This window comes from Stenotrophomonas sp. GSD10 (genome assembly GCF_056172695.1).
Window position 1 is genome coordinate 2,223,348 of record NZ_JAOCMC010000002.1, and the last position, 24,643, is coordinate 2,247,990.

At 68.1% G+C, this 24,643-nt stretch carries 18 protein-coding genes and 3 pseudogenes; 15 read left to right on the top strand and 6 right to left on the bottom strand.

What is annotated here, in order from left to right; genetic code table 11:
* Positions 1–8 precede the first annotated feature (8 nt).
* The gene (locus tag N4G47_RS10540) at positions 9–410 is read right to left on the bottom strand and encodes a MerR family transcriptional regulator (RefSeq protein ID WP_475286979.1); all 402 of its coding nucleotides are present in this window, start codon (positions 408–410) and stop codon (positions 9–11) included.
* A gap of 63 nt (positions 411–473) precedes the next feature.
* Between N4G47_RS10540 and N4G47_RS10545 the strand changes: the two genes are divergently transcribed.
* Positions 474–1,301, top strand: coding sequence for a class I SAM-dependent methyltransferase (locus N4G47_RS10545; RefSeq protein WP_475286981.1), 828 nt, complete (start codon positions 474–476; stop codon positions 1,299–1,301).
* A gap of 43 nt (positions 1,302–1,344) precedes the next feature.
* On the opposite strand, the gene N4G47_RS10550 is transcribed toward N4G47_RS10545, so the two are convergent.
* The 4 genes and pseudogenes from N4G47_RS10550 to N4G47_RS10565 all read right to left on the bottom strand — a co-directional run bounded on the left by N4G47_RS10550 (position 1,345) and on the right by N4G47_RS10565 (position 9,841).
* Positions 1,345–1,635 (bottom strand): DUF6959 family protein, encoded by a 291-nt coding sequence (locus N4G47_RS10550; RefSeq protein WP_057495982.1) that lies wholly within the window; start codon positions 1,633–1,635, stop codon positions 1,345–1,347.
* Positions 1,636–1,755: 120 nt separating this feature from the next.
* Positions 1,756–2,598, bottom strand: a complete 843-nt coding sequence (locus N4G47_RS10555) for an OmpA family protein (protein ID WP_475286983.1) — start codon at positions 2,596–2,598, stop codon at positions 1,756–1,758.
* Between the two features lie 61 nt (positions 2,599–2,659).
* Positions 2,660–8,625 (bottom strand): annotated as a pseudogene (locus tag N4G47_RS10560) (ESPR-type extended signal peptide-containing protein).
* Positions 8,626–8,860: 235 nt separating this feature from the next.
* Positions 8,861–9,841 (bottom strand): helix-turn-helix domain-containing protein, encoded by a 981-nt coding sequence (locus N4G47_RS10565; protein WP_107230805.1) that lies wholly within the window; start codon positions 9,839–9,841, stop codon positions 8,861–8,863.
* A 690-nt stretch (positions 9,842–10,531) separates the two neighbouring features.
* Here N4G47_RS10565 and N4G47_RS10570 point away from each other — a divergent pair.
* The 13 genes and pseudogenes from N4G47_RS10570 to N4G47_RS10630 all read left to right on the top strand — a co-directional run bounded on the left by N4G47_RS10570 (position 10,532) and on the right by N4G47_RS10630 (position 23,132).
* Positions 10,532–10,723: a Flp family type IVb pilin gene (locus N4G47_RS10570; protein WP_107230806.1), complete on the top strand. Its 192-nt coding sequence runs from the start codon at positions 10,532–10,534 to the stop codon at positions 10,721–10,723.
* 89 nt (positions 10,724–10,812) lie between these two features.
* The gene (locus N4G47_RS10575) at positions 10,813–11,358 is read left to right on the top strand and encodes an A24 family peptidase (protein ID WP_475286985.1); all 546 of its coding nucleotides are present in this window, start codon (positions 10,813–10,815) and stop codon (positions 11,356–11,358) included.
* Entirely contained in the window at positions 11,355–11,831 is a 477-nt protein-coding gene (locus N4G47_RS10580) for a TadE/TadG family type IV pilus assembly protein (RefSeq protein ID WP_107230808.1), read from the top strand. Before N4G47_RS10575 ends, N4G47_RS10580 begins: the two co-directional genes overlap by 4 nt.
* 23 nt (positions 11,832–11,854) lie before the next feature.
* Complete coding sequence (gene cpaB, locus N4G47_RS10585; RefSeq protein WP_475286987.1) at positions 11,855–12,895, top strand: Flp pilus assembly protein CpaB; 1,041 nt, start codon at positions 11,855–11,857, stop codon at positions 12,893–12,895.
* 18 nt (positions 12,896–12,913) lie between these two features.
* Complete coding sequence (locus tag N4G47_RS10590; protein ID WP_107230810.1) at positions 12,914–14,272, top strand: type II and III secretion system protein family protein; 1,359 nt, start codon at positions 12,914–12,916, stop codon at positions 14,270–14,272.
* A 27-nt stretch (positions 14,273–14,299) separates the two neighbouring features.
* Positions 14,300–15,556 (top strand): CpaE/TadZ family protein, encoded by a 1,257-nt coding sequence (locus N4G47_RS10595; protein WP_107230811.1) that lies wholly within the window; start codon positions 14,300–14,302, stop codon positions 15,554–15,556.
* Positions 15,541–16,890 (top strand): CpaF family protein, encoded by a 1,350-nt coding sequence (locus N4G47_RS10600; RefSeq protein WP_475286990.1) that lies wholly within the window; start codon positions 15,541–15,543, stop codon positions 16,888–16,890. Before N4G47_RS10595 ends, N4G47_RS10600 begins: the two co-directional genes overlap by 16 nt.
* 2 nt (positions 16,891–16,892) lie before the next feature.
* Positions 16,893–17,849: a type II secretion system F family protein gene (locus tag N4G47_RS10605; protein WP_475286992.1), complete on the top strand. Its 957-nt coding sequence runs from the start codon at positions 16,893–16,895 to the stop codon at positions 17,847–17,849.
* Between the two features lie 28 nt (positions 17,850–17,877).
* Positions 17,878–18,813, top strand: a complete 936-nt coding sequence (locus N4G47_RS10610) for a type II secretion system F family protein (protein WP_475286994.1) — start codon at positions 17,878–17,880, stop codon at positions 18,811–18,813.
* A pseudogene (locus N4G47_RS10615) lies at positions 18,813–19,699 on the top strand (tetratricopeptide repeat protein). The gene N4G47_RS10610 and the pseudogene N4G47_RS10615 overlap by 1 nt, the downstream one beginning before the upstream one ends.
* Positions 19,696–20,154: a DUF3613 domain-containing protein gene (locus N4G47_RS10620; protein WP_475286996.1), complete on the top strand. Its 459-nt coding sequence runs from the start codon at positions 19,696–19,698 to the stop codon at positions 20,152–20,154. Before N4G47_RS10615 ends, N4G47_RS10620 begins: the two are co-directional and overlap by 4 nt.
* A gap of 8 nt (positions 20,155–20,162) precedes the next feature.
* Positions 20,163–22,315 (top strand): annotated as a pseudogene (locus tag N4G47_RS10625) (TadG family pilus assembly protein).
* Positions 22,316–22,415: 100 nt separating this feature from the next.
* Positions 22,416–23,132: a DUF2968 domain-containing protein gene (locus N4G47_RS10630; protein WP_475286998.1), complete on the top strand. Its 717-nt coding sequence runs from the start codon at positions 22,416–22,418 to the stop codon at positions 23,130–23,132.
* Between the two features lie 73 nt (positions 23,133–23,205).
* Here N4G47_RS10630 and N4G47_RS10635 read toward each other — a convergent pair whose 3' ends face one another.
* Positions 23,206–23,592: a hypothetical protein gene (locus tag N4G47_RS10635; RefSeq protein ID WP_475287000.1), complete on the bottom strand. Its 387-nt coding sequence runs from the start codon at positions 23,590–23,592 to the stop codon at positions 23,206–23,208.
* 186 nt (positions 23,593–23,778) lie between these two features.
* Here N4G47_RS10635 and N4G47_RS10640 point away from each other — a divergent pair, with 186 nt between their 5' ends.
* Complete coding sequence (locus N4G47_RS10640; RefSeq protein ID WP_475287001.1) at positions 23,779–24,603, top strand: alpha/beta fold hydrolase; 825 nt, start codon at positions 23,779–23,781, stop codon at positions 24,601–24,603.
* Positions 24,604–24,643: the final 40 nt, after the last annotated feature.

Consider the following 24,643-nt stretch of genomic DNA (forward strand, 5'->3'; position numbering starts at 1 on the left):
CCGGTGGTTCATCCACCCATACGCTGCTGCGCGCGCAGCGGTTTCCGGAACGAACCGCACTTCCGGGCATCCTCTGCCTGCGGGCAGGCGGCAGCGCGCTGCAGGTGCCGGCGCACCCGCTGCAGCTGGGTGATCTGTCGCTGCAGCACCTCGGCCTGCGCCAGCAGTGCTTCGCGATCCAGGGTGATGCAACCCTGCTGCGGCAACGACAGCCCGATCTGCTGCAACGACAGTCCGGCCGCCTGGCCCAGGCCGATCAGCGCCAGCCGTTCCAGAACCTGCTCGTCGTATTGCCGGCGCAGGCCACGACGCCCCAGGATCTGCAGCAATCCCAGCTGTTCGTAGTAGCGCAGGGTCGAGGCCGGCACGCCGCTGCGCCGTACCACCTCGCCAATATCCAGTTCACGCATGGGCTTGACCTCAAGTCGCCTTCAAGCGCCAAGCTATGGGCACGTTCCTGCCGAGACAAGGCCATGTCCCGTACATCCCCTGTTGATCAGAACGCCCTGTGGAACGGCCCAGGAGGCCAGGTCTGGGTCACCCAGCAGTCCATCCTTGATGGCCTGTTCCAACCGATGGCCAACCTGCTCGCCTCCGAGTTGCCGCAGACCGTCACGCACCTGCTGGATGTCGGCTGCGGTACCGGTGCCAGCCTGCTGGCCGCCGCCACTACCCGGCCGTCTGCCCACTGCACCGGCCTGGACATCTCCGCACCCATGCTGGCGCTGGCCCGTCAGCGTGCGGACAGCGCCGGGCTGGAGGCAGACTTCATCGTGGCCGATGCCGAGCGGCACCCGTTGCCGTCCGCGCACTTCGACTGGATCCAGTCACGGCTGGGCGTGATGTTCTTCGAGGACACTGCCGCAGCCTTCAGCAACCTGCATCGCGCCGCACGGCCCGGCGCCGGCCTGCGTTTCATCGCCTGGCGCGGTGCCGACGAGAACCCGTTCATGACCACCGCCGAGCGCGCGGTGGGCAATGCACTGGCGCTGCCACCACGGATAGCGGGCGCGCCGGGGCAGTTCGCCTTTGCCGATGGCCCGCGCGTGCGGCACCTGCTTCAGGTGTCTGGCTGGAAGCAGGCGGAGGTGGTGGCGGTGGAAGTGCCGTGCTCGATGGCGCGCGACGATCTGCCGGCCTACGTCGGCCAGCTGGGCCCGGTGGGCCAGGCGCTGCGGGCACTGCCCGAAGCGGAGGCCGCCGCGCTGCGCGACCAGGCGCTGGCGGCATTCGCACCGTTCATCGAGGGCGACCGCGTGCGCGTGGACGCCGCCTGCTGGTTGATCCGCGCACGCGCATGAGCAGAGCCCTCCACGCATGGCGTGGATGAGGATACGTCGGGTGCTACAGCGCCTCGCCGGCGTCGGCCAGCCGCGATTCGATCAGCGCGTACCACTGCTGCAGCACGTCGATCAGCATGTCCAGCTCGGCATCGGTGCGTTGCGCGCGGCCGCTGCGCAGGCAGGCCTGCGCCTCCTGCAGCTGGGCGAGGAAGCCGGCCACGGTATCGGCCTGCAGGATCAGGCCCGGCAGGCGCCGCCCGGGAATGCGCACCACCGCATGATTGCCGAGTTGGCCGTACACGCTCAGCGTCGTTTCCGTCTTCATGGCAAGGGGCAGGAATTGGGCGTTCATGGCGTGCACCGTATGAAAACCTGAGCCGCCGGCAGGCGTGGAAGACGGGGAGACGTTGCCACGTCCTGCCGGCGATTCAGGGGGACTCGGGATGCCGGGGCCCTGCCCCGGCGCAGGACGTCAACGAGGCTGCGCGACCCCGGCAATCTGCACCCGCCGGTTCGGCGCCAGGCAGGCAATCAGCTCGCGGCGGTTGCGCTGCGCGCATTGCACCATCGGGTCGGCCGCGCCACGCCCTTCGGCGCTGATGCTGGCCGCCGGCACCCCGCCCTGTACCAGGGCGCTGCGTACCGCCTCGGCGCGGCGCAGTGACAACGCCTGGTTGTAGCTGGCACTGCCGATGCGATCGGTATAGCCGGTCACGCGGATGGACTGCACCTGGCTGGCCTCACGCACCTGCGCCAGGATGCCCTGCACGGCCTGCTGCCCTTCGCTGCTCAGCACCGCGCTGTCGAAGCCGAACAACGCATCGGCAGACAGGCGCAGGGGCTGTTCCGGCAGCGGCGCCGGAGGCGGCGGAGGCGGCGCCGGGGGCCGTGGCGGCTCGAGCACGGCGGCGCACGATTCGGGCTTCCAGTAGCCGCCCTGGGCAATGCCCTTGCTGTCGAAGCGCACCTGGAACTGGCAGGTGAAGTACTCCGCGCCCTGCGCCGTGCGGAAGTTGAACAGGTAGTTCCACTCGCGCACGCCCCACATGCCTTCATTGAAATGCGGCGTCCCCAACATGGTGTACAGCTGGCGCTTGCTCATGCCCGGCGCGAAACGGCGCAGGTCGGCAACGTCCGGATAGATGCCCTCCTTCAGCGAGGCCTTCGATGCCTCCGGGAAGTGCACGGCGGTGGCTTCGGCCGGGCCGTCGGCCGCCGGTGCGTGGCTGCGGCAGGCGGCCAGCAGGCCGATTCCCAGTACCAGGCCCAGCGCGGCGGCGAGCTGACCGCCGCGGGCGATGCGATGCTGTTTCATGTCGTTCCCCCTGTAGACGTTTCCGCGATGCCGGGCCGCCTATGCGGCCCGGCGGCGGGGATCACCACTGGATGCCGGCACCGACGGCCACACCGGCCTCGCCACGGCTGTTGGTCGAGCCGCTGAACTTGTAGATCCAGCGCCCACCCTCGGAGACACCCGAGATGCCCAGCGCGACACCGGACTCACCGTTGTAGCTGCCGGCCGCGATCGAGGCCATGCTGCGGCCCGCTTCACTGGGCTGCGGCAGCGCTGCGGTGGCCATCGCCGAGGCGATACCGGCCGAGGCACGGTTGTCGGTCTTGCGCAGGTCGCGCTCGAAGCCGCCCATACGCTCGTCGGTGTAGGCCTTCGACCAGTCCAGGGTCTGCGCCATGCCCGACTTCAGCTGGTCCACGTTGACCGCGTCGGTGCCCGCGGTACCGGCGGCGACGTTGCGCACCGTGGTCGGGCCGCTGGTGGTGCTGCCCAGGGTGACGCTGTTGTAGTTGGTCGCACCGTTGACGGTGGTGTCGTAGCGGATGGTGCCCTGCTGCGATGCCTGCAGCTGGCGCACGTTGACCGCGTCGGTCGCCTGGCTGCCATCAGCCACGTTGACCACCTGGCGCTCGGCACCGCTGGCGCCGACCGAGACCGTGTTGGCCCGGTTGGCGACGGAGCCTGCACCCAGCGCCACCGAGTTGTCGGCCTGCGCCTGCGAACCATTGCCCAGCGCGGTCGAGTTGGCTCCGGCTGCGGTGGAGCCTGCACCACCGGCGGCCGAGTTGGCACCGCTGGCAGACGGATCGGCCAGGTTGTTGGTGTTGTTGGCGCGGAAGCTGCCGGCCACGTTGGTGATGTTCTGGATCTTCTGGTCGGTATAGGACTTGGACTGGTCGATGGCGTAGTTCACGCCATTCTTCAGCTGGCCGACGTTGGTGGCGTCGTGGTCATCGGAACCATCGGCCACATGGGTGATCTTGCGCTCGCTGCCGGTGCTGCCCACCGACACTTCGCCGGCCGAGTTGCTGGCACCGGCCTGGCCATAGGCGGCGGTGTAGCCGCTCTGCGCGCCCACGCTGGCCACCGAGCCGGCACCCAGCGCGACACTGTTGCCGGCGCTGCTGCTGGCACCGTTGCCGACCGCCACGCTGTTGGCGCCGGCGGCGCTGGCCTGCGGGCCCACCGCCACCGCTTCGGCGCCAGCGGCCGTTGCCGCCGCAGCCGTCGAGTTCACGGCCAGGTAGGCACTGGTGCCACCGTTGGTGATGCGCTGGTTGAGCACCCTCAGCGAGCCGTCCACCGCAGTGAAGGCGGCGGTGACATTGTTGTAGTCGCCGGTGCTGAAGGTACCGTCGGTCGCAATGGTGGAGATGCTGAACTTCGGCGCGGTCCACACGTTGGTGGTGCCGTTGTAGGCCGTGTCGCCACCGAAGTAGTTGGCGACGGTGCTGTTCGTACTGAACAGCTGGTCGCCGGTGATCGCATCACTGCTGCCGGCCAGGATGCTGCCGGCGGCGACGTTGGTCACCTTCACCGCACCGGTGCCGGTGCCCTTCAGCGAGACACTGTTGATCACGTTGCCACTGCCATCGACGTCGTACTTCACCGCCAGCTTGTCGATCTCGCCGGTCTGGTCGGCCACGTTGGCCAGCGAGTTGCTTACTGCATCGAAGGCGGTGCCGACGTCGTTGTAGCTGCCCTGGCTGATGCTGCCGTTGGCGGCGATGTTGTTGAGGGTATAGGTGGGTGCGGTCAGCACGCCGCTGGCATTGACCGCCGCGCCGCCACCGAGGTGGGTGGCCACCGCCTGGTTGGCGGCGAACAGCTGCGCACCATTGATGGCTTCGCTGCTGGTGGCGCTGACCTGGCCCGGGCCGAGGTTGCGCAGGGTGGTGGCCGTTCCGCTCTGGCCCAGCGTGGCGCTGGCGTAGTTGACGCTGCCATCGCCATTGAGGTCATAGCGCAGCGCGCCCTGCTCCGAGGCCTGCAACTGGCCAACGTTGACCGCATCGGTGGCTGCGGTACCGGCGGCCAGGTTGGTGACCTGGCGTTCGGCACCGGCTGCGCCCAGCGAGACACTGTTGGCACGGTCGGCCAGGCTGCCGGCGCCCACCGCGATGCTGTTGGCGGCGGTGGCGCGGGCATTGGTGCCGACCGCGATCGAATCGGTGCCGGTTGCCAGTGCCTCGGTACCGGTCGAATTCACCCGCAGGTACTTGGTGCCGCCGTTGCGGATGTCGGTGATCTGCGTGTTGAGGTTGACCAGCGAGCCATCGACCGCCGCGAAGGCATCGGTGGTGTTTTCGTACAGCCCCTTGGCAATGGCACCGGTGGTGGAGATCGTGCTGATCTCGAACAGCGGCGCGGTGAAGGCACCACTGGCTGGATCGAACGCAGCGCGGCCGCCGAAGAAGCTGGCGATGGCGGTGTTGGTCGCCGCAAGCTGCCCTCCGTTGACGGCTTCCAGGCTGCCCGCGGTGACCGCACCCGCAGCGAGGTTGCCGATGGTGGTGGTGCCGGTACCGGCGCCGAGCGTGACGCGGCGATAGTTCGGATTGCCCGCGCCATCCAGGTCGTAGGTTACCGCTGCAGCCGCCACATCGTTGATGAGGCTGATCGCGCCCTTCAGCTGGACCACGTTGACTGCATCGGTATTCGCACTACCGGCAGCAACATTGGTGATCTGGCGTTCGCCGCCACCGGCGGTGCCCACCGAGACTTCACCGGCGGAGACCTGGGGAGCAGTCAGACCGTAGGCGGTGTAGCTGGCCTGTGCGCCGCGCAGTGCCGCCGAACGGTAGCCCAGGGCAACCGAGTTGGCCTGGTTGGAGGTGGACTCAGCACCCAGCAGGGTCTGGCCATTGGCGGTGCCGACGGCACTGTCGCCGACGATCACCGAATGGCCCATGCGCGCGGCATAGTCGGCCGTGGGCACACCGGTCGGGTTGCTCGGATCATTCACGCCATCGCCGGGGAAGGCCACGTTGGCATCGACCTTGGGCAGCTCGTGGCGTGCGTTGGCGCCGATCACCACTTCCTTCGAGCCGTTGGCGAAGGCGCCATCGCCCATCAGCACCTGGTAGTCCTGCGCGGCGTTGACCGCCCAGCAGGAGATGTCGGCCAGGGCGATATCCAGGCACTTGGCGGCCCAGGCCGGCGAATCCTTCGGCAGCAGCAGGCCCAGCAGGCCACCCGGATTGCCGTTGTTGATGTTGTAGATGTAGCTGTCGGAGGTGACACCACCGATCAGCGTCAGGTGCGAGCTGCCACCGGTAACGGCGCCGCCCAGCCCATTGAGCGTGCTGCCGACCGGCGACAGGTTGACCACGGGCAGGCCCAGCACGTTGACCGTCGAGTAGGTCTGCATCACGTTGGCATTGCTGAGCTTGAGGTTGCCGTTGCTCAGATAGCCGTTGCCGCCGAACAGGCTGGTGGTGGTCGGCCCGATCAGCTGGCCGACATTGCCGACCAGGCCACCGGTGCCGATGATCAGGCCCGCGTTCGGGTCGGCCGCAGCCGGGGCTTTCGGGCTGGTGGGCGGAATCGCGGAGGGCTTGGTCAGGCCAAGACCGCTCAGCGTGCCACCGACCAGGCCACCCACGGCACTGCCGAGATTGCCGACGGTGCCGGTGAGGTTGCCGTTGAGCAGATTGCCCACGGCGCCGCCGACATTGCCGAGGGTGTTGCCTAGCAGACCGCCCAGACCGCTGGCCGTCGTGCCATTGAGCAGGCCACCGACGGTCGTGCCGACCGTACCGACCGCGTTGTTCAAGGTGCCGCCAACGGCCCCACCCACCGCACCGACCGTGTTGTTGAGCGTGCCACCCACCGCACCGCCCACGGTGCCGACGGTACCGTTCAATGCGCCGCCCACTGTGCCGCCGACTGCGCCGACGGTGCTGCCCACTGCACCCACTGTGTTATTAAGCGTGCCGCCCACGGCACCACCTACGGTGCCAACGGTGCCGTTCAAGGCGCCGCCCACTGCGCCGCCCACTGCACCGACGGTGCTGCCAACAGCACCTACCGTGTTGTTGAGCGCACCGCCCAGGCCGCCACCCACGGTGCCAACCGTGCCGTTCAAGGCGCCGCCCACTGCGCCACCCACAGCACCTACCGTGTTGTTGAGCGCACCGCCCACGGCACCACCCACGGTGCCAACGGTGCCGTTCAAGGCGCCACCCACTGCGCTGCCCACAGCACCAACCGTGTTGTTGAGCGTGCCGCCCACGGCACCCCCTACGGTGCCAACCGTGCCGTTCAAGGCGCCGCCCACTGCGCCACCTGCAGCACCGACGGTGCTGCCAACAGCACCTACTGTGGTGTTGAGGGCTCCGCCGACTGCACCGCCAAGAGTACCGACAGTGCTGCCAACAGCGCCCACCGTGTTATTGAGCGTGCCGCCCAGGGCACCACCCAGGCTACCCGCCGTGCCATTCAAGGCGCCGCCCACTGCGCCACCTGCAGCACCGACGGTGCTGCCAACAGCACCTACTGTGGTGTTGAGGGTTCCGCCGACTGCACCGCCAACAGCGCCGACAGTGCTGCCAACAGCGCCGACCGTGTTATTGAGCGTGCCGCCCAGGGCACCACCCAGGCTACCCGCCGTGCCATTCAAGGCGCCGCCCACTGCGCCCACGGTGTTGTTGAGGGTTCCCCGACTACACCGCCGACAGCACCCACAGTGCTACCAACAGCGCCGACCGTATTGTTGAGCGCACCGCCCACGGCACCACCCACGGTGCCGACGGTGCCATTCAAGGTGCTGCCCACTGCGCCCACGGTGTTGTTGAGCGTGCCGCCCACGGCACCCCCTACGGTGCCAACGGTGCCGTTCAAGGCGCCACCCACTGCACCGCCGACGCTGCCGACTGCACCGTTCAGGGCACCGCCCACCGCGCCCACTGTGTTGTTGAGCGTGCCGCCCACGGCACCCCCTACGGTGCCAACGGTGCCGTTCAAGGCACCGCCCACTGCACCGCCGACCGTGCCGACTGCACCGTTCAAGGTGCCACCCAGCGCACCACCGACCGTGCCGACAGTGCCATTCAAGGCACCGCCCACTGCGCCGACTGCGTGGCCGACGGCCGCTACGCCGCCGTTGACCAACCCACCCACGCCCAGCGCGCTGTTCTGCGCGGCAACGGTGGCCTGCCCGGCCAGCTTGAGATTGCGATCGGCCACCACTTCCTGCCCGTCCGGCGCCTGCACACGCACCTTCCCGGCAACGCCGGTATCGAAGGCGGCGCGGATCGCGCGATCGTGCGTTTCACCCGGCAGTTCTTCCTTGGCCGGCAGCGCAGCGGCCACCACCGCCTTGGCCTGGCCCTGTCCGCTGATCGTGTGCCCGGCCAATGCCAGGCGCGCATCGGCGTCGCCGCCGACCGCCGCCTTCAGCCCTGACAGCGAACCGTCGGCAGGCCGGCCGACATCGGCCCGAAGCTGGGCCCCAGTGTCGATCGCGGCGATGGGATTGCCGGCAATCTTCACCTTGCCGCCAGCACGTGCGGCCGCGCCCGCCTTCGCGCTCAGCGAGGCGTCGATGCCGGCCGACGCAGCCACCGTGCGTCCCACGCCGACAGTGGCCCGCACGTCGGCGGCCAGGCCCGGTACGGGCACCTGGCGCGGTGCCGGGTTCGCCGACAGCTTCACTTCCACGCTGGCCGGCAGGACGTCGCGCACCACCGGCAACGAAGCGGTGTTCAGCTGCAGGCCGACACGGGCATCGGCGCTGATCGCCGGGCTGCGCTGCGCCTGCCGGGCTGCGGCAGCCAAGGCCACCTCCGCGTCGATCTTGACCGGCATCGGCTGTGCGTACTTGGCGGCCAGCGCCTGTAGATCGCGCAACGATTGATTGGTTTCCGATGCGCCTGCGTGCCCACTGGCCAGCGCGCACAGCAGTGCCAGCGCCAGGGTGGTGGGCATCAGCAGGAAGGCGCGCGGATCACGCGCGGCGCTGCCGCCGCTATCGCCGGTGGCCAGTTCCGAGGCCACAACCAGAGCATTGAGCTGGCGGTTCCATACACGCCGGTAGATGCGGTTCATGAGCATTTCCCCCGTAGACGAACAGCTGGAATGACAGTGGACTTGCCGCTAGGCAGGTGACTGACATTTCAGCGGTTGTCACGGCGGGCGCGCACTTCAATCCGGCACGGCAATCGCGCATTCCGGCAAATCCACGGCCGGAATCGGCAGCCGGTTATGCAGAAGCGGCAACGCTATCGGCAAGCACATGGGCATTTCCGGCAGAAACCCGCCGGGAACCCTTGATACACCTGGCTCAGGCAGGCTGGCCGATCTGCGCGGGCGCGCGCATCAGGGTATCGCGTGGCAGCTCGCCGAATACCTTTCGATAATTGTCGGCGAAGCGTGAGAGATCCCACAGGCCGCAGCTGAGTGCGATGGCCTTGACCGAACGGCGGCTGGAATCGGCCATCGACAGGCTGCGGCAGGCCGCGCACAGCCGCAGCATCGACAGGTAGCGGTTGGGCGAAGTTCCGAACAGATCTTCAAATGCATAGCGCAGGCCGCGCTCGCTGACACCAGCGGCATCGCAGATCTCGTTCATGTAGATATTGCGGCGCAGGTTCAGCCGCATGAAGTTCTCCGCCCGCTGCGCAATCAGATAATGCGTGCGTCGGGCACGGCTGCAACCCGGGCGATCAGCGCTGCCGGCCGCCAGCAGTGCCTGCACGTGCTCATGCAGCAGGCGCTCGGTTTCCTCGGGCTGCAGGCCGGCACCCTGCCCCAGCTCCAGGTGCAGCTGCTGGTAATGGCGTGCCAGCGGCGCCGTTTCGCTGGGCAGATTGAACAGGGAAAGTGCCTGGCCGGCCGGCGGTGTGTTGCGCAGGCTCAGCTCGGTCAGTTTGCGCTGCACGCGCGCCACCGGCACCAGCATCAGGGTCATGTGCGTGCCCGGGCTCAGGGTGAACTCGCTGATGCCCTCCGGCATCACGGTCAGCGCCATGCCGGTGGTCAGCGGCACGCCGTGGCACCAGCTCAGCGTCTCGTCGGTGGCGTGCAGGTAGCCCAGCATTGCCCAGTCCGGCGGCAGCATGAAGCGGCCGCGGCAATGGAACCCGCAGCTGATGCTGCAGAACAGGGCTTCCTCGTGTACGCGCGAAACGAATGCCGCCCGCGGCCCGTTGCCATCGAGCAGCAGGAGCTCGACATCACATACGCGAAGCACGCCGCTCAACGTCGCCAGGTCTATCGACCGCAGGTCGCCGTCGCCGCTGTCTCCCACCCCACCATCGACCATGACAGTGTTGTCCCCCGTTGATCCGCATTGCGTTGCGGCCCCCACTGCCTGACAGGGCGCGCAGCGTTCCTGGAACCGCCACTGCTGCCGGGCTGGCTGCCGCCGATGCGGCAAACACCATCCGGGTAACTACTGCACCTTGAATACGAGTATGCCCGATAATCCACGCCGGTAAACCCATGGGCCGCACTGAACAAAATCGACACACAGGTGAAGAAAATGTATTCACCATTGGCATGATTTTCGCATGCGGAAACCACGCGGCACATTATCTACACATCGATGAATCGTTTTGGAGGAAAACGGATTTGCGTCACACAAACAGTATGAAGACTTAAGAGTCGGGCATTTTCTGCCGAATTTGCATATAGGTTCCGGTTGCAGCGGACCGCCATTCAGGCAAAGTCGATATCACGGTGATCGGGCCGCGCGGAAGCGGCCACACCCAGGGGGACAGCATGACCATGCACCGATCGCACGACCTTCCAACCCGCGGCCCGGCGCCGCGCGGCAGGGTGCGCGCGAAGGGCGTCCCACCTGGAGCCGATCACCCTGCTTGAGCACAGCGGGTCATTGCCCGCGGTGCCTCCTCCGCCAGGATGTGCGGAGGTCCACGGACGATCCCGGCGGAGCCGGGCCACCGCCCAACGCAGGTGTCCTGTCGAAGACAGGTAGAGGGAGACAACCGTCATGAACGCTTCCATCCGCAGGTTCCTGAAAGAAGAAGACGGCGTGACCGCGCTCGAATACGGGCTGCTGGCCGCGGTGATCGCCGGCGTCCTGATCGCGGTCGGCAACGACAAGATCAAGGGCTTCTTTGAAACCCTGTTCGACAACCTGTCCGCGCTCGCCACCAAGGCCTCCGGTTCCGCACCCAAGTAGTGTGTCGGCGCACAGGTCGCGGGCCTTGGCCCGCACGCGAAGACTTGGGCCTTGGACAGACCGTCCAGTGACGGACGATGGGGTGTGCGATGACACTGCTGGGATTGTTGGCCATCGGCGTAAGCCTGCGGATCGCCATCAGCGATCTGTATGCCCGTCGGGTGCCCAACGTCTGGCTGCTGGCGGCGTGCGCGATCTCCATTGCACTGATCATCGCCGGCCAGTTCAGCGCACCGCGCCTGCCGTGGGGTTCCCACGTCGCCGGCGCGGTGCTCGGCCTTGTCGCTCTGCTGCCGTTCTACGCCATGCGCTGGATGGGGGCAGGTGACGTCAAGTTCTTCTCGGTGCTCGGGCTGATGCTGGGCTGGCAGGCATTGCTGCCGGTCTGGATCGCCGCAAGCCTGGCCGCGGGCCTGCATGCGGTGCTCATTCTGGTGTCGCGGCAGCTCGGCGCTGTCCTGCCGCTGGGCCTGCAGGGCCAGGTCGACCGCGCCAGCGCGCAGTGGCAATCGCATCCGGCGCTGCGCGACATGCTGGCCGCCCGCGAGGGACGGCGCGGCATTCCCTATGCCGCGTACCTCGCACTGTCGGCCATCGGCTGGGTCCTGATACGCACCTACGGAGACGTGTCATGAGCAGACGCAGTCCTCGTCGGCAACGTGGCGTGGTCAGCATCGAATTCGCATTGATGCTGATGCTCGGCCTGCTTCCGTTGCTGCTGTTCACCTTTTCCGGCGTGATGATCATGGCCGCGCAGCAGACCCTGGCCACCGCCTCGGCGGAAGGGGCCCGGGCGTCGTTGCGCTACGGCACTGCGGGCGAGCGCCGCACTGCGGCCTGCGTGGCGGCGCGCACCTCGATGCAATGGCTGTTGCAGTTCTCCAGGCAGGCCGTTGACTGCAGCAACGGCGGCAGCAACGCCATCGTGGTTTCGGCGCAGGCCCCCTGCGAAGGCCTCGCTACGGCGCAGTGCATGACAGTGACCGTCAGCTACGACTATGCCGCATCCCCTTTTCTGCCCGGCACCGCCACGCTCTACAAGTGGGTGATGCGGGCGCCCATCCGTAGCGTTGCGGTCGCCCAGCTCGACCTCGGCAGCGGCAACTGACGATCGGTACAGGAGACGCATCCATGCTCAAATTGACCCGCATCGCTGCCATCGGCCTGATTGGTCTGGCTGTGCTGCTGGCGCTGATCGCCTTCATGATCGGGCGCAAGCCGGATGCGCCTGCCACGGTCACGCCGACCGCGCACGGCCCGGCCGAGACGATCACCGTGGTGGAGGCCGTGGCCCGCCTGCCCGCCGGTGAACCGATCACCGCCAACGGACTGCGCCTGGCGCAACGCACCACACCGGTGGCCGGTGCGGCCACCTCTCTGGCCGCCGTGGTCGGCAAGGTTCCCGTGCAGGACATCGCCGAAGGCACCGCCATCAGCGGCAGCGCACTGGCGCAGGGCTTCTCGCTGCAGCTGCGGCCCGGCGAGCGCGCACTTGCGGTGCCGGTGGACGAGCTGGTCGGCGCGGGCAACCGCATCCTGCCGGGCGATTTCGTCGATGTCTTCCTGAACCTGCGCAATGCCCAGCCCAACGTCAGCAGCCCTGGCGAGGCCGCGCAGACCCGTCTGCTGCTGTCGCGCCTGCGCGTACTGAGCTACGGCCAGCAGGACATCGCACCGGTCGCCGCCGAGGTCGGCGACAGCAACAGTACCGACGCCCGCAATGACCCGCGCGCGGCCGATATCACCAGCGGCAGCACCAGCAGCCACGGTAGTGCCAGCGAAGCCACCCAACCGGCACGCAGCGCGGTGCTGGCGGTGCCGGTGGCCGATGCCAACCGGCTGCTGCTGGGCGCCCAGCAGGGCAAGCTGTTCCTGGCGCTGCGCAATCCCGCCGATACCGGCCTGCCCGATCTCGCCCTGTTTCCGCAGTCGCGCGGCGTGATTGATCCGATGCGCGGGCTGGATGCGGAGCAGCAGCTGGCGCTGCAACGCCCGGAAAACCACGCGTTTGCGGGCCTGGACAGCGATGCGCTGGCCGGTCGCGGCGCCGCGCCGGCGCGCACCGCCAACGATGGCCCCGCCCGCGCTCCGGCCCCGCGTCGCAGCGCCCCGCGCGCGTCGGGCATCGAAATCATCCGCGGCGACAGCTCTACGCCCCGCGGCTCCCTCTGACCTGCATCGAGCGCCTCCATGACCGAACGTCGCCGCAGTCCACGCCCCTCCACCCGCCAGCGCTGGCTGGCCCTGCTGCTGGTGCTGCTGGCACCGGCGACGAGCGTGGCCGCCGACGATCTGGTGCTGCAGGCGCGCGAGCAGCGCCCCTGGACCCTGCCGGCGGATCTGGAGCGGGTCGCCATTGCCGATCCCGGCGTGGCCGACCTGGTGATGCTGCGTGGCCAGCGCCAAGCGCTGCTGGTGGGCAAGATGCCCGGCACCACCACCCTGCTGCTGTGGCACCGCAAGCAGGCCGAGCCGCAGCGCGTGCAGGTGCGCGTGCAAAGTGCGGTACAGGGTGCGGCCGGCAGCGGCGGCAACGATCTGCTGTTTACCCAGCAGGACCAGCAGGGCCTGTTGCAGGGAAGCACCGACAGCATGCTTTCGCACATGCAGGAACAGCGGACCGCGGCGATGGCGCTGGGCAAGGATGGCGCACTGGTGGATGCCTCCACCATCAGCAGCGGCGGGGTCGTGCAGGTTGAAGTGAAGGTGGTGGAATTCAACAAGACCGCCATGAAGCAGATCGGCATCAACTTCCAGAACCGCAATGGCGGCTTCGCCTACGGCTTCGCGCGCCCCGGCTCCACGCTGCCGGGCAATACCGGTCTGCTGCCCGGCATGACCGAGGGCGAAAGCAGCAATGAAGCCAGCTCGCCGATCTCCTCCGCCTTCCGTCTGGTGTTCGGCTCCACCAAGGGCCTGTGGAACGCCGATGTCGAACTGCTGCAGAGCAATGGCATGGCACGCGTACTGGCCGAGCCGACGCTGGTTGCGCTGTCCGGGCAGAGCGCCAGCTTCCTGGCCGGCGGCGAACTGCCGATCCTGGAGCCGCAGGGCCTGGGCACCACCACCATCACCTACAAGCCGTTCGGCATCGGCCTGACCGTCACGCCCACGGTACTGGCGCCGAACCGCATCGCACTGAAGGTGGCACCGGAGGCGAGCGACCTGGACTACAGCAACGCCATCGTGCTCAACAACGTGCAGATTCCTTCGATCACCACCCGTCGCGCCGACACTACCGTCGAGCTGGGTGATGGCGAGAGTTTCGTGATCGGTGGGCTGGTCAGCTCCAACATCGTCTCCAACGTCAACAAGATTCCGTTGCTGGGCGATCTGCCGATCATCGGCTCGTTCTTCCGCAATTTCGACTACAAGCGCCAGGACAAGGAACTGGTGATCATCGTCACCCCGCGCCTGGTGCAGCCGCTGGCACGCAACACCGAACTGCCGCTGCCCGGCGAGCGCGAAGCCAAGCCGAACCTGCCCGAGTGGGGCGCCTGGCTGCTGGGCCCGGTGAGCCGGGACCCGGTGCCGGGCTTCTCGCGCTGATTCCCCAATGCCTGCGACCCCACGCCCATGCCCTACGCCACCGCCCAGACGCTGCATCCGCAAGGCCCGCCGATGAATCTGGTCCTGTACGGGATGGATCGCGAGCTGCTGCCCCGGCTGGCGGCCAAGCTGCCGCCGACCACCACCCTGCATTGGCAGGACAGCGGCGCACCGACCTCCGCACAGGACCTGCAGCGTGGTCCGCAAAGCCTGGTACTGCTGGACTTCAGGCCCGAACATGCGGCGGCGTCCAGCGTGCTGGCGCAGCAGTTGCAGCAGACGCAGCCGGAGCTGACCCTGGTGGCGGTCGGGGCCACCGGTGCCGGCCAGGTCGAAGGCGTGGTCATCGCCCTGCGCGCCGGCCTGCGCGATGTGCTGGATCTGGACAGTGACAATGCCGGCATCGAGGCGGCGCTGCGCCGTGCCCTTTCGCCGCGCCCGGCGGCGGTGGCACAGCACGCGCACAAGGCACGCCTGATCGTGCTGTTGGGAGTGCGCGCCGGAGTCGGCACCAGCACCCTGGCCGCGCATCTTTCGGTGCTGGCACAGCAGACCCGTGCGTTGGCCCAGGGCGACGGCGCGCAGCAGGATGGCCTGCTGGTGGAGCTGGCGCAGCCCTCCGGCGACCTGGCCCTGTATCTCAACCTGGACAGCCGCTTCCACTATGAAGATGCGCTGCGCAATGCCAGCCGCATCGACGCCACCCTGGCGCGCACGGCGATGGCCCGCCACGACTCGGGGCTGGTGCTGCTCGACCGCGCCAGCGGCAGCGATGCGTTGCCGCCGTCCGACCCCGGCGCGCTGCTGCAGCGCCTGCGCGCGGTGTTTTCCAGCGTTCTGTGCGACGCCGGCGGCTGCCCGCTGCGGCAGCTGCCGCCGCTGCTGCTGGACCAGGCCGATGAAATCTGGCTCATCACCGACGCATCGATTGCCACCCTGGTTTCGCTGGACCAGGCGCTGAAGCATCTGGCCGGACAACGTGAGCGTGAGAAGCGCCTGCAGCTGGTGATCAACCGCCATGACGACAGCAGCGGCATGAGCCCGGAACAGATCGCGCGACGCTTCGAGGTTCCGTTGCTGGCCACCCTGCCCGAACGTCCGCGTGTACGCCTGGCCGCCAGCCAGGGCCATCTGCTGCTGCAGGATGCACCGCGCGACCCCTATCTGCGTGCCCTCGCCCCGCTCGTCTCGCGCCTGGATCCGGCAGCCTGCCCGGTCCAGGCACAGGGTCTGCGGGAAAGACTCTCCCTTGCTCTGGGTGGATCGCAATGGAAGACAAGGTAACTCCGTTCCCGCACGCCGTGGCCCGCCCGATGCAGCCTGACAGCGTGCCGGGCCACCTGCCGTTCGCGCAGACCGAGCAGTACCAGAAGGTGCTGTCGGCCGCGCACGAGCACCTGCTCAACAGCATCGAAGACGAGCGCATCGACATCGACTCGTGGGCCCCGGACACCATCGCCCGTTGGGTGCAGGTGCAGACCGTGGGCTTCATCCAGGAATGGCGCATCCCGATCAACGAAGAGGAGATGCAGGTGGTTGCCGAGGGCCTGGTCAAGGAATTGACCGGTTTCGGGCCGCTGGACGATCTGCTGCACGATCCGTCGATCGAAGACATCCTGATCAACGGCTTCAAGGATGTGCATGTTTCCCAGGGCGGCCAGCTCAAGCGAGCCACCCAGCGCTTCACCGATGACACGCATCTGCTGCGCATCCTGCGCCGCATTCTTGCCCCGCTCGGCCGTCGTCTTGACGATTCCAACCCGATGGTCGACGCGCGCCTGCCCAACGGCGGACGACTCAACGCGATCATCTCGCCATTGGCCGTGGATGGACCGATGGTGTCCATCCGCAAGTTCCGCAAGGATCCGTTCACGCCCGACGAACTGCTCGCCAAGGGCACCTTCGATGCCCCGATGCAGGCGCTGCTGAAGGCCATGGTGCTGGGCCGCTGCAACATCCTGGTGTCAGGCGGCACCAGCTCGGGCAAGACCTCGCTGCTCAACGCACTGGCCAGCTATGTGCCGGCCAACGAGCGGGTGATCACCGTGGAAGACACCGCCGAGCTGTCGCTCAACCATCCACACGTGGTGCGCCTGGAAAGCCGTATCGGCGGTGCCGAAGGCCAGGGCGCGGTGAGCATCCGCGATCTGGTGCGCAACAGCCTGCGCATGCGCCCCGACCGCATCGTGGTGGGCGAGGTGCGCGGGGCCGAGGTGCTGGAGATGCTGCAGGCGATGAACACCGGCCACGATGGCTCGATGGCCACCATCCATGCCAATTCGCCACGCGACTGCCTGTACCGCATCGAGATGCTGGCCGGGTTTGCCGGCTTCCAGGGCAGCGAGGACAGCCTGCGCCGCCAGATTGCCAGCGCCATCGACTTCATCGTGCAGATCTCGCGCCTGGGCAGCGGCCGCCGCGTGCTGGTGTCGATCACCGAGATCACCGGCGTCAGTGACAACCTGATCACCACCCAGGAGATGTTCCGTCACGAAGTCCAGATCGACGGCACTGGCCGCGAAACCGATCGCTGGATCGGCCTTGGCTTCCATCCACATTCGCACAAGCTGGAGCCGTTCCGGCAGCAGCTGCGCGAATCGCTGTACGGAGACTTCTGAGCATGGGTGCCGGCCTGCTGCTGGGCGTACTGAGCATCATCTCGGTGCTGCTGGCGCTGGCGGCATGGCTGTGGGGTACGGCCAGCAGCCGCGAGCAGCGCCAGGCCTCGTTGCAGCACACCGAGCAGCAGTTGGCGCGCGGCAGTGGCGCCGGCACGGTGCCGGCCGGTGCGTCCATCGGCGCCGCCAACGATCCGGCCCGCCCGGCGTCCAGCAGCCGCCGCGGGCTGCCCTGGGATGGGCTGCTGCAACGGGCGGGGCTGGCCCCGGGCTGGAAACTGCCGTTGCTGCTGGTGGTGCCCGGGGTGGTGCTGTCGCTGGTCGCGGCGATGCGGCTGGGAACAGCGTGGATGTTCCCATTGACCCTGCTGCTGTATCTGCTTGGCTGCTGGCTGTGGGTGATGCGGCGGATCACCAAGCTGCGCGCGCAGCTGCTGCACCAGATGCCCGACTTCCTCGACAACCTGGTACGCCTCACTGCGCTGGGCAACAGCCTGCAGGCGGCGTTCCAGGTTGCCTCGATGCAGACCAGCGCACCGCTGCGCGGCCTGCTCGACACCACGGTGCGCTATGCCCGCAGCGGCATGGATCTGGACCGTGCGCTGGGCCTGGCGGCGCAGCCCTACCGCATGGACGTGCTGAAGGTGCTGGCGGTGGTGATCGGTGTGAGCGTGCGCATCGGTGGCCGCGCCGACCAGATCCTGCAGCGCATGGGCGACTTCATGCGCGACCTTGAACAGGCCCAGCAGGAACTGGCCGCCACCACCTCCGAAACGCGCATGTCGGCCTGGGTGCTTGGCCTGCTGCCGCCGGCCAGCGCGGTACTGATGGCCATTTCCAGCCCCGAGTTCTTCCAGCCGGTGCTGCACGATCCGCTCGGCCATAAAGTGCTGCTGATCGCCCTGGGACTGGAGCTGGTCGGCGGCTTCCTGCTGTACCGACTGGCCAAATCGCTATGACTGCCTGCTGCCGCCCGGAGGGTGCCCGATGAGTGCCAGCGCCTGGTTCATGCTCTCGCTGCTGGTGCTTGCCGCCGGCGTGGCCCTGCTGGGCATCGCCGGCTGGATCCGCAGCGACCGCGAACAACGCACGTCTTCCACCCTGAAGACCGCACTGCAGCCGCGCGACGAAACCCGCGAGGCCGAGGCCACGCGGCGCGATTCGCTGGGCTGGCTGGAACGTTTTGGCCGTGCGCTCAGTGGTGGCCGCCTGGAGGCCGCGCTGCTGGCCAACGAGGACCGCCTGCTGCTGGACCTGGCCGGCTGGAACACCCGCCGCGGCACGGCCATCTACCTGGGCCTGCGCCTGCTGCTGGCGCTGCTGGTACTGGCACTGGCGCTGGCGTTCAGCGATGCGCAGGGCCTGGGCAAGGTGATGGTGGTGATCGGCGCACTTGCCGCCGGCCTGCTGCTGCCCAAGTTCGTGCTGTCTTCGTGGGTCAAGCGGCGCCGGCGCGCGGTCGACAACGAACTGCCGCTGCTGATCGATCTGCTGCGCCTGCTGCAGGGTGTGGGGTTCAGCATGGACCAGAGCCTGCAGACGCTGGGCGACAAGCTGCGCGATGCACTGCCGGTGCTGGGCGGTGAACTGCAGGACGCCAATGTGGCCTACACCCACGGGCGCACCCGCGCGCAGTCGCTGCGGCGGCTGAGCGAAGTCTATGGTGATGACGACCTGGCCAGCCTGATGCAGCTGATCCTGCAGGTGCACGCGCACGGCGGCGCGGTGCAGGAGCCGCTGCGGCAGTTCAGCATCCGCCTGCGCGAGCAGCGCCGGAACACCTTGAAGGAGAAGGTCGGCAAGCTGTCGGTGAAGATGACCGTGGTGATGATGCTGACCCTGTTGCCAGCACTGATGCTGGTGCTCGCCGGTCCGGCGCTGGTTGCGCTGGCCACCACCATGTCCAAGATGGGATCTGCCTGATGCCTGCCCTGCGCACCACCTGCCTGCTTGCCTTCAGCCTGGCCACCCTGGCCAGCGGCTGCGCCTCGACCACGCCCAAGTACCTGCGTGCGCCTACCCTGGCCGCCCCCGAACCCGCCCCGCAGGACAGCCGCAACGCCTACCTGGAGCTGATCGGGCGCATGCAGCTGCAGGGCGCCTGGTATGCCTCGCTGGCCCACGTCGATGCGTTCCGCCAACGCTATGGAGATCCGCCGGCGCTGCGCCTGCTGCAGGCCGACGCGCTGCGCGAGACCGGCCAGGCCGACGCTGCCATCGCCCTGTATCGCGAACTCTCCAGCGGTCCGCAGGCGGCGGCGGCCGCGCACGGGCTGGGCCTGATCGCCGCCCGTCGCGACGATGATGCCGGCAGCGAACAGGCGCTCGAACGCGCCACCCAGCTGCAACCGTTGAACACCGACTATCTCGGCGATCTCGGCTATGCCCGCCTGCGTGCGGGCCAGTTCGAGCAGGCCCGCGAGCCGTTGGCCAAGGCGCTGGAACTATCGCCCGGCAACGCCAAGGCCACCGCCAACCTGGCGCTCTGGGCAGTACTGCGCGGCGACAGCGCCACCGCCGAGCGCCTGGTTGCGCAGGGCAATCTCAACGAGGACACCCGCCGCAGCATCCAGCAGCAGGCCCAGCAGATCCGCCTGCGCCTGCAACAGCGAAGCGCATCTGTGGCGGTAGAGACAACGGCCCCCGCCCGCGCCGTCGCCGTCGCCGTACCCGACCGTGCCGGCAGCAGCAACCGGGTCGCCGCCGAACCGCGCCGTGAGCAGCGCGACATGCGCGATCCGCAGCGCCTGCCCCCTCGATGCTGGAACGCTTCAGCACCGCCACCCCCACAACCGGGAATACGCCATGACCGCGACGACTCTTATTCGACGCCTGCTGCCTGCGCTGGCGTGTGCGCTGGTCGCCAGCGTCGTGCACGCCCAGCAGCCGCCGCTGACCGGGCAGATGCTGGGTGGCCCGGCTCCGGCGCCGACTCCGCAGCCGATGCAGGCCGAAACAGTGGCAACGGTGGATCTGACCGCACCGGCCGCGCCGCCGCCGGCCGTTGCGTCGGCGCCGCTGGCCGAGGCCGCAGGCAGCCCCCTGCCCGCGCCTCGCCACGAGCCGCTGCGCGACGGCGACACCACGCGCAACCTGTTCCGCCTGCAGGCATCCGGGCAGCGCGCCGGGCAGCGGCTGCCGATCCTCGGCGACCAGGCCACGCTGAGCTACGCCCGTTACCTGAAGAGCTTCGAACACGAGATTCCCGACTTCTTCGAAACCGATGTCGCCAGGTCCAAGGACGCATCCTCATCCGGACGCTGAGGTAGGCCATGAGACGCCCCCGCCAGTTCAGCTTCAACCGCCCACGCGGCGGCATGTCGATCACCATGATGCTGGTCATGCTGGCAATGCTGGCCATGCTCGGCCTGATCGAGATCGGCTACCTTTTCTGGGCCAAGCGTGATGCACAGAAGGTGGCCGACCTGGCCGCGCTGGCCGGCGCGCAACGCCTGGAACTGTGCAGCGCGGACAACAGCGACAACAGCGCCGCACGGCAGAGCGCGGTAACCCAGAACGGCTTCGCCGGCACGCTGCAGATCCGCTGCGGCAACTGGAGCGCCAGCCGCGGCACCGGCAATCGTTTTGCCGCCACCGTGGACGCCAGCAACCCGCGCAATGCAGTGCAGGTTGTCGCCGAGCGCAGCGTGCTGCCGTTCTTCGGCCAGAACACGAGCCTGCCCACGGTCAGCGTGGAGGCGGTGGCCCGCCGCTCCGAACCCACCGCAGTGTTCGCGGTCGGCTCGCAGCTGCTGCGTACCAAGGGCGACTCGTTGCTGCTGTCCACCCTGCGCATGGTCGGCCTGGATGTGACCAACGCCACTGTGCTGTCCTACGACGGCCTGGCCCAGGCCAACGTCACCCCGTCGGGTCTGTTGAAGGCATTGAACATCCCGGTCACCGCCAACCTCAGCGTGGCCGACTTCAATCGACTGCTGTCGGTGAACAAGATCTCGCTGGCGCAGCTGGTCGACGCCACCGCCACCGTGGTCGGCCGCGATACCACGGTCGGCCTGCAGCTGCGGGCGCTGTCGGACCTGGTCGCCACCCAGCTGGACATCAACAAGCTCAACATCGTGCTCGGCAGCCAATCCGGCGGCGGCGGTCTGTTCGCCGAGGTCGTCTCGCCCGACGGTACGGTCGGCAGCGCGCTGGAATCACAGATCAACGTTCTCAATCTGGTCACCACCGCCATCTCCATCGCCAACGCCGGCAACGCCGTCACCGTGCAGGGCCTGAACCTGCTCGGCATCAACGTGCAGGCAGGCGTGGTCGAACCCCCGTCGATCGCGATGGGTGGCGTCGGCACCCGCGCCTACAACGCCCAGGTGCGGCTGATGGTGGATGTGGACAGCAACAATCTGTTCGCGCTCGGCCCGCTGCTGAATCTGCTGGGCACGCGGCTGCACCTGCCATTGCACGTCGACGTCGCCAACGCGATGGGCACGCTGACCGGCATCCAGTGCGGCGCCAGCCCGCAGAAGGCAACCATCCAGGTGGACTCTTCGGTGCTGCGCGCCTGCGTGGGCAATGTTGCGCCCGCGCAGCGCTTCTCCAAGAGCAATGTCTGCGACGCCACGCTGCAGAACGAGCAGCTGCTGAAGCTGCTCGGCCAGCCATTGATCACCGACAAGATCACCCTGCCGGCGCTGACCAGCTCGCAGAGTCTGACCCTGGCTGCCGGGGAGACCGGCTCGACCCAGATCAATCCGTTGGCCCTGGGCAGCGCGGTCTCCGACCTGGTCAACGAACTGCTGCGCGTGCTGTCGGGCATGCTCAGTTCACCCAAGCAGGGCATGAGTGCCAACGACACCGCCAAGGCGCTTGCTGATCGCTATCTGCAGGCCACCTTCCCCCCAACACCCGCTACGACGTGGACAAGCTGATTCCCCTGCTGCGCGACGGAGACCCCAGCCGGCAACTGGCGCCGCTCAACAGCTGGAACGTACCCGGTGGGCTGCCCTTTGCGTGCGGACTGCTGAACCTGGCCACCTGTCACAAGGACGGCCCGGTCTGGGATGCGTTCAAGGTGACGGTGACCGGCCAGGGGCTGGGCGTCCTCGACGGCCTGCTCGGTTCCCTGGTGGGTGGCCTGCTGATCAACCGCTGCGACAGCCTGCTCGGCAACCTGATCGACTACAACGGCTGCGTGCGCAACAACCTGGCCTCCTACATCCAGACCGCGCCGGCCGGCTTCCTCGACGGCACCGGCGGCAGCGGCGTCACCAATCCCGACGGCACCGTCAGCTGCAGCGGCCTGCTGTGCACGCTGCTCAAGCCGGTGCTGGCCGCACTCAAGCCGGTCCTCAACAGCATCGGCACGCTGCTGACCAACCTGCTGGCCAATGTGCTGGGGCTGGAGCTGGGCCGCACCGACGTCAACGTGCAATCGATCCAGTGCAGCGCCGCGCAACTGGTGTATTGAGCCGTGACGGGCGCCCTTGGCGGCGCCCGTACCCATGCTAGACTCCCGGCGGGGAACCACCTTCATCTCAACCCACACTTCACCCGTGGATGGTCTAGACATGCGAGAAACTTCAGGGGGCGCGGTCTTCGCCCGGCACGCGCGCAGCGCGGCAGTGCTGGCCGTGGCCATGATGCTGGTGGCACCGGCGGCCATGGCGGCCCGTGGCGACCGCGCCGCTGCGACGGAAGAACCGGCGGCCCGCAATGCACCGGTCGTGCGCAACACCGTGGATGAGCTCAAGCAGTTGATGGATGCGCGCCAGCTGACCGAGCTGCGCACCACCTACAACGGCAACTACGGCGCCAGCCTGCTGTTCAACGCCAGCACGCTGACCTACTACGTCGCGCTGTTCCAGGAAAAGAACTTCTGGCGCGTGATCAAGACCGACGCCGTGGACAATGCCGAGCGCGTCTACCGCACGTTCGCGCAGCAGTCCGAGCAGCTCGCGCAGGTCTATATCGACACCACCCGCCTTGAAGCAGGCAAGCGCTACACCGAGCGCCTGGTGGCCTACAACGAGGCACGCCTGCGCACCCTGCAGCAGGAAATGGAACAGCAGCAGGCGCAGTCGGCACAGGTCAGCGCCGCGCTGCAGCAGGCCCAGCAGCAGGCGGTCAGCCTCAGCACCGACGTGCAGAGCACCAACAGCCAGCTGGACGCCCTGCAGCGCCGCATCCAGATCCTGCAGGCCGAACAGGGCAACCCGGAGTTGAGCCTGCCCAAGCCGGACAGCGTGCCCTCGCCGGCACCGGCTGCGGCCAGCGACGGTCGCTGAGCGACTGCCTTCGCATCCCCGCACAACGGCGCCCCAGGGCGCCGTTGTCGTTTCTGGCCCCAACGCGCCCTTGTCAGCGGCAGGCGTCGTACACCGCATCGTCCAGCTGGCGCCGTTGCACCAGATCCAACCGGGCGCGCCTGGCCAGCGCCGCCTGCCGCTGCCGGCGAGCGCGATCACAGGCGCCGGGATCGGCACTGATCGTGATCAGCGCCGCCTGTGCACGCCGTGGCGGCATCGCAGCCGGTTTCGGCCGGCTTTCCCGGCTCTCCGTCACCGCCGCACCCGAGGATCGCCCGGGTTCGGCCGCAACCTCCCAACGCCACTCGGCCCGGCCCTGGCAGGGCGTCTGCTGGTAGACCGGATGCGGTCCGTCCACGCACTTGTAGACGTTGGTCTGCGCCTGCACGCTGGTGACCAGCAACAGGCCTGGCAGCAGCAATGCGCAGGCTTTCAGCATCCGATCCGCCCCCCGATGACCCGGTCGCCATCGTCGGTGCCCGACCGCCTGTGCGCCAGAGCGAGAGGCGTCAAGCCGGCAGCAATCGGGCACACCGGTGCAAGCCGCCCGTGCGGTGCTGCGCTGTACTGCCCAGGGCCCGGCATTCCGCCCGGCGCCCTCCTCCCTTCCGCCAAGGAACCTGCAATGAGCAATTACGTCACCGTCGCCGATGGCGCCCGTATCTTCTACAAGGACTGGGGAACCGGCCAGCCGATCGTGTTCGCCCATGGTTGGCCGCTGTCTTCCGATGCCTGGGACCCGCAGATGCTGTTCATGGGCCAGAACGGCTACCGCGTGATCGCCCACGACCGTCGCAGCCACGGCCGCTCCAGCCAGACCTGGGACGGCAACAACATGGACACCTACGCCGACGACCTGGCCGCAGTGATCGAAGCGCTGGACCTGAAGGACGCCATCCTGGTCGGCCATTCCACCGGTGGCGGTGAAGTGGCGCACTACATCGGCCGCCATGGCAGCAAGCGCGTGGCCAAGGTGGTGCTGGTCGGCGCCGTTCCGCCGCTGATGCTCAAGACCGCCGGCAATCCGGCCGGCACCCCGCTGGAAGTGTTCGACGGCATCCGCAAGGGCACCGGCGGCGATCGCTCGCAGTTCTTCAAGGACCTGACCACGCCGTTCTTTGGTGCCAACCGCGATGGCAACAGCGTCACCCAGGGCATGCGCGATGCGTTCTGGCTGCAGGGCATGCTGGGTGGCGTCAAGGGCCAGTACGACTGCGTGCACGAATTTTCGGAAGTGGACTACACCGATGATCTGAAGAAGATCGACGTGCCGGCGCTGGTGGTACACGGTGACGATGACCAGATCGTGCCGTTCGATGCCTCGGCCAAGCTGTCCTCGCAGATCATCGCCAATGCCGAACTGAAGGTCTACGCCGGCGCCCCGCACGGCCTGACCGTGACCCACGCTGACCAGTTCAACGCCGACCTGCTGGCGTTCGCACGCAGTTGATGTACTGCGGCGGCGCCTCACCGCGCCGCCGCCCTATCGG